Source organism: Acrocarpospora macrocephala, from assembly GCF_009687865.1.
GTDB lineage: Bacteria > Actinomycetota > Actinomycetes > Streptosporangiales > Streptosporangiaceae > Acrocarpospora > Acrocarpospora macrocephala.
In genome coordinates this window covers 1-12,477 of sequence record NZ_BLAE01000133.1, presented here as the reverse complement: position 1 = coordinate 12,477, position 12,477 = coordinate 1, and the positions used below count along the sequence as shown (strand labels likewise).

The 12,477-nt window shown below is 68.6% G+C and carries 8 protein-coding genes and 1 pseudogene; 8 read left to right on the top strand and 1 reads right to left on the bottom strand.

The annotated features are described in order from the left end of the window. Positions 1-50: 50 nt before the first annotated feature. The gene (locus Amac_RS54375) at positions 51-554 is read right to left on the bottom strand and encodes an Asp23/Gls24 family envelope stress response protein (protein ID WP_170323107.1); all 504 of its coding nucleotides are present in this window, start codon (positions 552-554) and stop codon (positions 51-53) included. 202 nt (positions 555-756) lie between these two features. Here Amac_RS54375 and Amac_RS52965 point away from each other — a divergent pair, with 202 nt between their 5' ends. The 8 genes and pseudogenes from Amac_RS52965 (at position 757) to Amac_RS52935 (ending at position 11,794) form a co-directional block, all read left to right on the top strand. Next, on the top strand, positions 757-1,302 hold the full coding sequence (locus Amac_RS52965) for an HIT family protein (RefSeq protein WP_155362004.1): 546 nt from the start codon (positions 757-759) through the stop codon (positions 1,300-1,302). Positions 1,303-1,529: 227 nt separating this feature from the next. After that, a complete protein-coding gene (locus Amac_RS57095) occupies positions 1,530-1,910 on the top strand; it encodes an effector-associated constant component EACC1 (protein ID WP_307729876.1) in 381 nt (126 codons plus the stop codon). After that, positions 1,907-2,581, top strand: a pseudogene (locus Amac_RS57090) (caspase family protein); the annotation flags it as partial. The gene Amac_RS57095 and the pseudogene Amac_RS57090, both read left to right, overlap by 4 nt. 405 nt (positions 2,582-2,986) lie before the next feature. Continuing rightward, positions 2,987-3,931, top strand: coding sequence for an electron transfer flavoprotein subunit alpha/FixB family protein (locus tag Amac_RS57085; RefSeq protein WP_246269264.1), 945 nt, complete (start codon positions 2,987-2,989; stop codon positions 3,929-3,931). Positions 3,932-4,150: 219 nt separating this feature from the next. Next, the gene (locus Amac_RS52950) at positions 4,151-5,962 is read left to right on the top strand and encodes an ATP-binding protein (RefSeq protein ID WP_246269263.1); all 1,812 of its coding nucleotides are present in this window, start codon (positions 4,151-4,153) and stop codon (positions 5,960-5,962) included. A 156-nt stretch (positions 5,963-6,118) separates the two neighbouring features. Then, positions 6,119-7,273, top strand: coding sequence for an exonuclease SbcCD subunit D (locus Amac_RS52945; RefSeq protein ID WP_155362001.1), 1,155 nt, complete (start codon positions 6,119-6,121; stop codon positions 7,271-7,273). Between the two features lie 307 nt (positions 7,274-7,580). Next, positions 7,581-10,550, top strand: coding sequence for an AAA family ATPase (locus Amac_RS52940; RefSeq protein WP_155362000.1), 2,970 nt, complete (start codon positions 7,581-7,583; stop codon positions 10,548-10,550). Positions 10,551-10,894: 344 nt separating this feature from the next. Then, on the top strand, positions 10,895-11,794 hold the full coding sequence (locus Amac_RS52935) for a hypothetical protein (protein WP_246269262.1): 900 nt from the start codon (positions 10,895-10,897) through the stop codon (positions 11,792-11,794). Positions 11,795-12,477: the final 683 nt, after the last annotated feature.

Genomic DNA, 12,477 nt, shown 5'->3' with positions numbered 1-12,477 from the left:
GCCAAAAGGTACGGCCCCCACTCAGCCAGGAGCCGTACCTTCTGGTGAGATCAGGCGGACTCGGCCTCGGTCTCCTCGCCAGGCAGACGGACGTCGTCCACGGTGACGTTGACCTCGACGACCTCCATGCCGAGCATCTGGGCAACCGACGTCGCCACGTTCGACTGGACTTCGGCGGCCACCTCCATGACCACATGACCGTAGACGATCACGATGGTGACGTCGATGGCGACCAGGCCGTCCTGGATTTCGGCCTTGACACCCTGGTTGGCGCGCTTGGAACCGAAGCCGATGCGGTCCCGGACCGACTCGAAGGCGCGCTCGAAGTCGCCGCCCAGATCGGCCACGCCGGGGACCTGGAGGGCGGCAAGGGCGGTGACCTTCTCCACCACCTCGTCCGCGACGGTGATCTTCCCCTTGAGCCCGGACACCGAGATCGCGTCGACGTGCGCGGCTTCCACGGTAGCGGGAGTCTCCTCGGCGGCTGGTGCTTCCTCGGCCGGTTCGTCGATGACGGATCCGGCGGTCTCCTCGTAGGACACGACTTCGGTCATGTTGATCATCTCCTCGGGGTCAGGCCTGGAATTCTGCCGGAAGATCTGAACCTTTGTCCGCCGATAGGCGAGCATGTGACGATCCGGGTTTCCATGGGTGATCCGCGCTCTCCGTCCCCGCCAGGAGAGGCTCTCCAGCCCGGCCGGCAGAGCAGCAGGGGCACGCGCTGAGCCCCTACCACCGAGGTCATATGCTGCCGTCATGACAGATGACCCCGGGCTGCCGGAAGGGGCAGGCGCACCTGACGCTTTCGGACGACTCTGGACCCCGCACCGGATGGCGTACATCAAAGGCGAGAACAAGCCATCCGGAACCGGCGCCGACGACGGCTGCCCGTTCTGCGAGATCCCGAAGCGCGACGACGCGGACGGCTTGATCATCGCCCGCGGGTCGGTGGTATACGCACTAATGAACCTTTATCCCTATAACTCCGGCCATTTGATGATTTGCCCGTACCGGCATGTCGCGGACTACACCGACCTGGACGACGCCGAAGTGGCCGAACTAGCAGATTTCACCAAACGTGCCTTAAGCACGCTCCGCAAAGCCAGCGGCGCGCAAGGATTCAACGTGGGAATGAACCTCGGACAGGTGGCCGGGGCGGGGATCGCCGCGCATCTGCACCAGCACGTCGTCCCGCGCTGGGGCGGCGACACCAACTTCATGCCGGTGATCGGCCAGACCAAGGTCCTCCCGCAACTTCTCCGCGACACCCGCCAGCTCCTCGCCGACGCCTGGCCCACCTGAGCCCGGCACCCGCCGCAGCCCACCGGGCGGGCGGGGCCTCTGCCGATTGAATTCTGACTGGGACAGTCGAAGTCTTGGCAGGCGAGCAGCAAGCCCTTGTATTTCATGGGCGGATTGTGTTGGTGAATCCGGATCGGTCCTTGCAAGACGATTCGGTACGCCCAAACGCCAAGCTTCCCCTGCCGTACGCCTTGCTGTGCCTGGGACTTTTAGTCCACCTTTGTTCCATGACGGAGACGATGGTTGGGATTCGCCTCGATCTTGGGGCAGACAGTGACGCCGAGGAGCTCACGAGCGTTGCCAGGCGACTCCGTGACGAACTACGCCAACTGGACTTCGAGACCGTCCCGATGCCTACGGTGCCCCCTCCTCCCGGAGCCAAAGGACCCGTGATGGACGTCCTCGGAGAGGTGTGGGTCAGCGTCGCCGGGTCCGCCGGAGTGGCCGGCCTGCTGGACGTCCTGGCCGCGTGGATCACCCGTGGGCGCGGGCGCAGCATCAAGCTTGAGCTGAACGGGCAGGTCATCGACGCGACCGGCCTGTCCCGCCGGGACCAGCGCCGTTTGATCGAGGAGTGGATCGCCAGGCAGCGAGAAATCGAACCATGAGCTCCTATGCCTTGATCGTCGCCGCTGACACCTACCGTGACACCGGCTTGGGCGCGCTCCGCGCGCCGTCGCACGACGCCCGGGAACTGGCCGAGGTCCTGGCCGATCCCGACATCGGCGGCTTCGAGGTACGCACGGTCGCCAACCAACCGGCGTACGTCATAGCCGAGGAAGTGGAGGCGTTCTTCGCCGACCGTAAACTGGACGACCTGCTCCTGCTCTACTTCTCCTGCCACGGCGTCAAGGACGACTCCGGGCGCCTCTACTTCGCGAGCTCCAACACCTCCCTGAACCGCCTGGCCTCCACGGGGGTCTCCTCGGTGTTCGTCAACGAGCAGATCGACCGAAGCCGCTCCCGCAAGATCGTCCTCCTCCTGGACTGCTGCTTCAGCGGCGCGTTCCCGCCGGGCATGACCCCGCGCGCCACCAACCGGGTGGACTTCGAACGCTTCGAAGGCCGCGGCCGAGCAGTGATCACCGCGTCCACGGCCATGGAGTACTCCTTCGAGCCTGGCTCCCCGACCACCGGCAGCGGACGCCCCTCCGTGTTCACCCACGCCCTGGTCCAGGGCCTCCGCACCGGCGCCGCCGACCTCGACGGCGACGGCCGCGTCTCCGTCGACGAGCTGTACGACTACGTCTACGACCGCGTACGAGAAGAGACACCGAACCAGACCCCGGGGAAAGCGTTCAACATCCACGGCGACCTGTTCATCGCCCGCAACCCCCGCCCCGTGGTGGTCAAGGCGATCCCGCTGCCGAGCGAGCTGCTGTTCGCCCTGGAACATCCGATCCCCGGCGTGCGCGCGGGAATCATTCCCGACCTGGTTCGTTTCCTGCGTAGCCCCAACACCGGACTCTCCGCGACAGCTCGTCAGGCCTTGGAGCGTCTCACTGACGATGACAGCCGAATGGTTTCCGCGGACGCGCGGCAGGCGCTGGACGGCGAGAACTCGACCCTGCCATCACCGTTACCTCCCAAGCCACAGGTCAGCGAGCCCTTCCCACCTGTCCGACGGCAGGATCAAGACCGCCGACTTCCTCGCGTCGAAGAAGTTCATCTAGGGAGGGGTGAGATCCTGGTGCTCGTCGAGCACGTCGACGGAGACGTCAAGAAGGTCACCCTTGAGCTGCTGACTCTTGCTCGCTCGCTTGGCGAGCCCGCCGCGGTCTGGGCCGGTCCTGGCTACTCCGAGATCGCCAAGGGCAGGCTCGCCGAGTTCGGCGCGGAGCGGGTGTATGTAGCGGATTCGGCCGACATCGTGGACTACGTGGTCGCGCCGAAGGCCGAACTGCTGGCCTCGCTGGTGGCTTCCCGGTCTCCGGCGGCCGTGCTGGTCGCCTCGACGGCTGAGGGCAAGGAGGTCGCCGGGCGGCTCGCCGTCAAGACCGGCTCCGGAGTGATCACCGATGCCGTCGGGCTGGGTGAGGGTTTCATCGCCGATCAGTCCATCTTCGGTGGTGGCGTCAACGTGCACAGCCGGGTGAGCAAGGGCACGCCGATCATCGCGGTCCGTCCCAACTCCACCGCCCCCGTGCCCGCCCCTGGCGCGGCTGTCGAGGAGAAGGTGGACGTCGCCCTGACCGACGCGGCGCGCGCCGCGAAGATCGTGGAGCGGGTCAAGCAGGAGAAGGGCGCCCGTCCCGAGCTCACCGAGGCCGCCATCGTGGTCTCCGGCGGGCGCGGTGTCGGGTCCGGCGAGAACTTCGCCATCATCGAGAAGCTGGCCGATTCCCTCGGCGCGGCTGTCGGCGCTTCCCGCGCGGCCACCGACGCGGGCTGGTATCCGCACGCTTTCCAGGTCGGCCAGACCGGGAAGACGGTGTCCCCGCAGTTGTACATCGCGGCGGGTATCTCCGGGGCGATTCAGCACCGGGCGGGCATGCAGACCTCGAAGACCATCGTGGTCATCAACAAGGACCCCGAGGCTCCCATCTTCGCAATCGCCGACTTCGGCATCGTCGGCGACCTCAACCAGGTGGTTCCCCAGCTCACCGAGGAAATCGCGAAACGCGAGTGACCAAGGGCGATGGCACCGCTTCGAACCGGCCATCCCATCGCCATTTAAGGCGGACGGGCCGTCTCCGCGATGCGTATTCATTCTGGTTCCAAGAGGACGCCGCATGGCCGAACCCGTATAACCGCTGGCCGGGGAGAGCCCCGGAACGTCAGTGGGGGGCGCTACGCTGCGGTCGTGCTGGGCGGACGGGTGAGCCGTGCCGTGACGGGAGGGGGAAGCGTGACCATTGAAGCCGCCAACGGAGTCGGCTCGGACGTGGCCGGGGATGTCCGCGCGGGGGTTGGCGGTGATGTGTCCGCGGATATGGTCGGGCGGGTGCTGGGGACGCAGTCCGCTTCGCCGTTGTCGTTCTGGGTGGGGCTGGCGCCGGGGAAGGTGGTGCAACTCGACGATGTCGTGGTGACTCGCCGGGAAGTGCCAGGGTATGGGCCGGTGCTGGTGGCGGGGATCGTGACCAAGGTCGAGGCACGGCACGAGGGGGCCGCCTTCGACTCGGACGTCTTCCTGATCGCGGATGGCAGCCTGCCGGCGGCGGTCGTGGAGGTGGCCGAGGTCAAGGTGACGCGGATCGAGCCGGAGGTGTTCGTCCCGCCGCTGCCGGGGGCGCTCGCGTATCGGGCGCAGGGGGCCGAGCGGGACCAAGCGCTGTATTTCGACGTGATGGAACGCCGCGTGCCGATGGGACTCGGGCGGGACGGGCTTCCGGCGTTCGTGAACTTCGACTTCCTGGACGGGACCCGGGGGGCGCATGTGTCGATCTCGGGAGTCTCCGGAGTGGCGACAAAGACGTCGTTCGCCACCTTCCTGCTCTATTCGATTTTCCATTCGGGGATGCTCGGAGCAGAGGCCGCCAACACCAAGGCGCTGATCTTCTCGGTCAAGGGCGAGGATCTGCTGTTCCTCGACTACGACAACACCCGGCTGGACGACGTGGCCAGGGATCAGTACGCGCGACTGGGCTTGCCCGCACGACCCTTCCGGAGCGTGCACGTCTTCGCGCCGCCACGGCCGGGAGACCCCAACGCGGTGCCGCACGTGTCGGCGCGGACGCGCGGCGTGAGCGCGTTCTACTGGACGCTGGCCGACTTCGTCGAGCAGGAGCTGCTGCGGTTCGTCTTCGCGGACGCCGACGACGAGCGCGCGCAATACAGCCTGCTGATCGGCCAGATGGCGGCCCGGTTGCGCGCCGCCGCCCAGCCCGCCGGAGACTCGGGAGCGATCAAATTCGAAGACGGCCCGATCTGCCGGACGTACCAGGATCTGGTGGACTTCATCGACGACCGGCTCACCGACGAGGGCACCCGCGTCGCCTGGACCGGCGCCCCGATGCCGCTGGGCACGATCAACGCCTTCCTGAGACGGCTCAGGACCTCCATCAGGTCGTTGTCGCCGATCGTCAGGGGCGACCTGCCACCCGGCCGGCCGCACACGATCGCCACCTCCGACGCCCAGGTCTCCATCGTCGACCTGCACAATCTCCCCGAACGGGCGCAACGTTTCGTGGTCGGCGTCGTCCTGCGCGGTGAGTTCGCCCGCAAGGAGAGCACGGGCTCGGCCCGCCCGCTCCTGTTCGTTGTGCTCGACGAGCTCAACAAGTACGCGCCACGCGAAGGCGACTCCCCGATCAAGGAGATCCTCCTGGACGTCGCCGAACGCGGCCGATCCCTCGGCGTCATCCTGATCGGCGCCCAGCAGACCGCCTCCGAGGTGGAACGCCGCATCGTCGCCAACTGCGCCGTCCGCGTCGCCGGCCGCCTCGACCCCGCCGAAGCCGCCCGCGCCGAGTACGGCTGGCTGCCCCCCACAGCCAGGGAACGCGCCACCATCGCCAAACCCGGCACGATGTTCGTGGCCCAGCCCGAGATCCCCGTCCCCCTCGCCATCTCGTTCCCGTTCCCGGCCTGGGCCACCCGCCCGGCCGAGGCGGGCAACCCGCCACCCACGAGCAATGGCCCATCCCGTCCGGCCTTGTCCGACCCGTTCGCGGGTTTAACCGCCGAAGCTCCTGAAGATGACATCCCGCCTTTCTAGGCTGTTCATCGCCAGAGCCGCGGGGCGGCCACCCGCCCCGCGACCCCGATGCCAGGCCGCGACTCGGACGTTCGAAGGAGTTTCGAGCCCGCTATCACCGGTGCGGACAGTCGCCTGCTCCCTTCCAACCGAACAGTTCGCAGCACGAGGAGTCCGATGAAGATCCTTCACACCGCCGACTGGCACGTGGGCAAGGTGCTCAAAGGGCGTGCCCGGCTGGACGAGCATCGGGCGGTGCTGCGCGAACTGGTGGGAATCGCACGCGCCGAGGATGTGGACGCGGTCATCGTGGCAGGGGACGTGTTCGACACGTCCGCGCCCACGCCGGAGGCGCAGGCCCTGGTCATGCCCGCGCTGATGGCGCTACGCGAGGACGGCCGCCAGGTCGTGGTGCTGGCGGGCAATCACGACAATCCTTACCTGCTGGATGTATATCGGCCGGTGTTGGGGGCGCTGGGCATTCACGTGCTGGGGACGTTCCGGCGGCCCGACCGAGGTGGAGTGGTCACGTTCACGGCCCGCTCGGGTGAGCCGGTCCGGCTGGCGGTGTTGCCGTTCCTGTCCCATCGGCACGTGGTCCGGGCGGCGGAGGCGTTGACGGAGTCGGCCGCCGAGCACAATCGCAACTACGCCGAACGGTTCGGCCAGCTCGCCGCCGCGATGACGGCGGATTTCACCGCCGACACCGTCAACCTGGTGACCACCCACGGCACCCTGCCTGGCGGCCGCTTCGGCGGCGGCGAACGCGAGGCCCAATCGATCTTCTCCTACTACTTCGAGGCCACCGCGTTCCCATCCACCACCCAGTACGCCGCACTCGGCCACCTGCACCGCCGCCAGCAGATGCCGGGCCCTTGCCCGATCTGGTACAGCGGCTCCCCGATCGCCGTCGACTTCGGCGAGGAACGCAACACCCCGGGAGCGCTCCTGGTCACGGTCGAACCCGGCAGCCCCGCCGTGGTCCGCGAGGTCGCGATCACCTCGGCTCGCGCCCTGGCCACCGTGACCGGCACCCTCGCCGAACTGGAGGCGATGGCGCCCGACCTCACCGAGACCTGGCTCCGCGTGATCGTGGCCGAGAAACCCCGCCCCGGCCTGGCCGACATCGTCCGCGAACTCCTGCCCGGCGCCCTCCAGGTCGACCTACACGAACAGTTCCGGCCCACCCAGGCGAGGCGGCGCGACAGCGACTCGGTCCCGGCCTCGCGCGGCCCCCGTGACCTGTTCCGCGACTATCTCGGCGCCACCGGCCGCGACGACCCTCGCGTAGCCGCCCTCTTCGACCGCCTACACGACGAGGTGACGAGTTGACCCGCCCGATCCGGCCGCACGACGAGGCGACGAAACTGATGCGCGCGATTCGGCTGCACGACGAATTGATGCGCCCGGTCCGATCGTGTGACGGGGTGATGCGCTGATGTCTGCGATTCGGTTGTGTGACGAGTTGACCTGCCCGGTCCGATGGTGTGACGGGGCGATGCGCTGATGTCGATTCGGTTGTGTGACGAGTTGACCCGTCCGGTCCGATCGTGTGACGGGGTGATGCGCTGATGTCTGCGATTCGGTTGTGTGACGAGTTGACCTGCCCGGTCCGATCGTGTGACGAGGTGATGAGCTGATGCGTCCGATTCGGTTGTATCTGGAGAATTTCGGTAGCTTCCGCGAACCGGTCGAGGTTGATTTCGCCGATGTCGACTACTTCGCCCTGGTTGGTGCCACGGGCTCTGGCAAGAGCACGGTGATCGACGCCATCTGCTTCGCTCTTTACGGCACCGTCCCCCGCTGGGGCAAGGAGAACGTGGTCGCCTATGCCCTGGCCCCCTCCGCCACCTCCGGCAGGGTGGCCCTGGTCTTCGAGGTGTCCGGACGCCGTCACGGTGTCGTCCGCACGTTGCTCCGGGACGCCAAGAACAGCGTTCGCACCAAAGAGGCCAGGCTCGACGAGCTAGATCCCGGCGTGCCGCCCGCCTCGCCGATGACCGACCTGCTGGCCAAGGTGACGAACGCGGTCGCGGAAGGGGAGAACGTCACCACCGAGGTCCAGCGCATCACCGGCCTCGAGTACAAGTTCTTCACCCAGTGCGTGGTCCTCCCACAGGGCCGCTTCGCCGAATTCCTGCACGCCCAGCCCCGCGACCGGCAAGACCTCCTCGTCCAACTGTTGGACGCCGAAGTCTACGAGCGGATCCGGCAGCGCGCGGTCCGCGAGGAGGACACCGCCAAACAGCACGCCACCTTCGCCCGCAACGAACTCAACCGCCTGTCCGGAGCCGACGAACCGGCCGAACGCGCCGCGACCGAGCGCCTGGCGGCCCTGAAAGAGCTGACGTCCCGCGTAGGCGACGATCTGACGGCCCTGACCGCCCACGACGAGACCGTACGCCGGCTCCAGGAGGAGCAGCGGGCCGCGGCAGGCGCCCTGGCCGCGCTGACCCGTCTGACCATGCCCGGCGATGTGCCCGGCCTGGCTGAGGGCCAACGATCCGCCGAGGAGGCGGTAGGAGCGGCGAGCACCACCGTGACCACCCTGGAGGAGGCGGAGCAACTCGCGGACAGGCGTCTCGCCGACCTGGGCGACCGGTCCGCACTGGGAGAACGCGGCAGCCTGCTGGAGCAGTACCTGCGCGTCGCCGGTCAGGCAGTCCAGGCACGCGCCGAGGCGGACCAGGCCACATCGGCGCTCCCCGCCCTCGTCGAGCGAACCGCGGCGGCCGAACGCGCCCTAGCCGACGCCGAGCGGGAACGCGACCGCTTGCGAACGGCGCACGCCGGTGCCGAAGTCGCCCACAACATTGTCGTGGGAGCACCCTGCCCCGCCTGCCTCCGCCCCGTGACCGAACTCCCGCACCACCCCGCCCTGGCAGGCCTCAGCACCGCCGAGGGCGCCGTCAGATCCGCGCGGAAACACGCAGAAGACGCCCGCTCCCACCACGGCAGAGCAACCGCGGAAGCGGACCTTCTCACTCGTCACGCCGGCAAACTGACCACCGAGCTATCCGACCTCTCACGAAAAGTCGCCACAAAAGCGTATGAGCTCCTGCCTGCGGACGAGTCCCTGTCTGCGGACGAGCCCTTGCTTGCGGGCGGGCCCATGCCAGGAGACGAGCCCCTTTCTCCAGGTGGGCTCACGTCTGGGGATGAGCCCCTGCCTGCGGGCCGGTCCATGCCTGGGGATGAGCGCCAACCTGCGGGTGGGCTCAGGTCTGGGGATGAGCCCATACCCGCGGGTAGGCCCTTACCTGGGGATGAGCCCATGCGTGTGGGCAGGGCCACGTCCGGGGATGCGGCTGCCCGTGCGGGTAGGCCCTTGCCGGGGGATGGGCCCATGGGTGTGGGTAGGGCCACGTCCGGGGATGCGGCTGCCCGTGCGGGTAGGCCCTTGCCGGGGGATGGGCCCATGGGTGTGGGCAGGGCCACGTCCGGGGATGCGGCTGCCCGTGCGGGTAGGCCCTTGCCGGGGGATGGGCCCATGGGTGTGGGCAGGGCCACGCTCGGGGATGCGGCCGCTCGTGCGGGGGAGGCAGCGCGGATCGGCGAGATGGCGCGGGTGGAGTTGGGAGAGATCACTCGCAAACTTCAGGCTTTCGATGAAGCGGGCAGGCAGGTGACGGCCGCGCGGCAGCGGACTCGCCAGGGGAGGGCGGCGCTCGCGGCGGCAGAACGGGCCGCCGCAGGGTTGCGCGGGCGGGTCGAGCAGGCGTGGCGGGAGTTGGAGGCGGCGCGGGACACGGTGGCGGGGTTCCGGCCGCCGCCGGTAGAGCGGGCGGACATCCATCGGGGCTGGGCGGCGCTGCTGGCCTGGCGTGACCAGGCGGCCGAGGCGGAGCGGGAGGCGGGACGGGCGCGGGGGGAACGGCTGGCCGAGGCCCTGCGGGTCCGGGATGGGGAACGGGCCGAGCTGGTGGCCCGGCTCGGGGAGCATGAGCTTGTGGTGCCGCCGGACTTCACGCCGATGCGGATCGGGCAGGCGCTGGCCACCACGGTGGCGCAGGCGGAGAGCAGGCTGGAGCGGATCCGGGAGGCCCGGGAGCGGGCCAGGCAGCTGGCCCAGGAGGTGGCCGACCGGGACGAGGAGGCCAGGGTCGCGCACGAGCTGTCCCTGCTGCTGCGGGCCAACCAGTTCGAGCGCTGGTTGTGCGCGGAAGCCCTGGAACTGCTGATCGCCGCCGCTTCGGACACCCTCCGGGATCTTTCCGACGGTCAGTACGAGCTGGTTCTGGGCGGCAAAGGCGAGATCGAGGTGGTCGACTACGCCGAGGCCGGTCTGCGGAGAAACGCGCGCACACTCTCCGGCGGTGAAACCTTCCAGGCTGCCCTCGCACTGGCACTCGCCCTGTCCGACCAGGTAGCGGGCCTGGCCGCCTCCGCCGCCCGCAGCCTCGACTCGATCTTCCTCGACGAAGGCTTCGGCACACTCGACCCCGCCACCCTCGACACCGTCGCCACCACCCTGGAACGCCTAGCCTCCAGCCACGAACGCATGATCGGCGTCGTCACTCACGTCCCCGCCCTCGCCGACCGCGTCCCGACCCGCTACGAGATCACCCGCGACCAAACCGGCTCCCACGTCCAAAGGACCACAAGATGAGCACCACCCCCATATCAGCCCGGTTCGGCTCTCTTCCGGGGCGTCGCTGGCTGAGCACGACCCTGTATCGGCCTGGTTTGGGTCTTCTCCGGAGGGTCGCCGGATGAGCACCACCCCGTATCGGCTCGATTTGGCACTTGTCCGGAGGACCACAAGATGAGCACGACCTTCGTATCGGCCCGGTTCGGCTCTCTTCCGGGGCGTCGCTGGCTGAGCACGACCCTGTATCGGCCTGGTTTGAGTCTTGTCCGGAGGGCTGGCAGTTGAGTACTACCTTGCGGCGGCCGGGGTTCACCGTCGATCCGTGGGATCCGGGGTATGCGGCGGCGGTTGCGGTTGAGGCGATGGCTGAGCTTGAAGGGAGCTCGGCGGAGCTTGAACTGGAGGTTGAGGTTCCGGCCGATCAGTGGCGGCCGATCACACCCGCGCCGGGAACCGCGGTCCCCAAGGTGCTGCTGATCGCTGATGGGGTGCGCAGGATCGATGCCCGGGTGTGGGTGGACGGAGCGGAGGGGGAGATGCCGGCGGCCGGGATCGCGGCGTCGTATGCGGCCGGGATCGTGCGGTGCGTCCCGGGGGGTGACACGCCCGCGTCGCTCGCAGCTGTCGAGGTGCGACGGGCGCTGTTCAGTTCGGCGCCGAGCGCGCCGGAGGCGGCCACCGACCTGGCTGTCTACCAGGCGGAACAGAGCGGTGACGGCGGATTGGACGACCTGTCGCTGGCGTTGCAGCGACGCCTGACCGAGCTTGAGGTGACTCTCGCGATCGACTACCGCGCCGAATCGGGGGAGGACGACCTACTGCTCGTGGACGGCCCGTTGCGCGGTCGCACCCACCTGCCGAGGACCGTCGGGTACGTCAAGACGCACCACACCTCATACCTGCCGAAACCGCAGGCGGCCGTGGTACCCGCGCTCACCAGAGGGCAGCGCACGCCGGTCTTCCGGATGGGAACCAGCTGGCAGCGCCACGCCTGGTACGTGAAATTGCCCGTGCGCTCGCAAGCGCCTTGGGCGGGCATCGCACGTTGTGAGGCCGGAGCCGACCTGTCCGGCCCCGAGGTCGCGGCCCTAGCCGACGCGATCACGCTGGTACTGCCCTCACTCGCGGGAGTCGACTACAAAGACCCCCGAGCGCCACAGAACCTGGTGCCGATCGGCGGCCTGGAAAAGCTCCTCCGCCACCGCCTCGGCGACCCCGGCCTGCTCTATCGAGCCCTACGCTCGGCGGCAACCAGGTCCTGATCTATCGGGAGCCGCGCCGGCCGCTGAACAACCACTCACCAGAAGCCCACTATCACGGCCGGCCGGAGCGTCTGCCCGCCCACTCGCTATGGCGCTCAACCATTCGAGCTGGTGTCGATCGGGTGCGGTGACACCCCCACCCACCCTCCGGTTTCTTCCCGGCTCTGCCCGCCCCCGCCGTCGCCATGGCCGCGATGGTTCTCCCGCCCACCCTGGGAGCGTCCTCATAGCCGGGGTCGGCGAGAGCGACCGGCCCTTCCGTGGTGAACGCGCCCAAAGGACCGAGGATGCCGTGCTCACAGCCGTGCTCAAAGTCCTGCTCAAAGTCCTGCTCACAGCCTGCTCGAACGCGGCGATCCGCTGCCGATCAGCTCGTGATCTTCTGTGGCTCCTTGTGATCTTCTGCGGGTCACTGGGTCACTGTCTCCGCACCCATGGTGCTGATCTGGCCGCGCTCGTGGGGATGAGGTTGTCCGGTGGCGTCTGCCTGCAGGCGTGTGTCGTCCTCCAAGCGGGGGGTGGGTCCGGGGTACGCGGCCGGAGCCGGGTGCAACACCCCGGTCTATGCCGCAGTTGGGTGCGATGCCCGGGGTGGGGCGAGGGTTGGGTGCGATGCCCCGGGCGGGGCCGGGGTTGGGTGCGATACCCCGGTCTATGCCGCAGTTGGTTGCGATGCCCGGGGT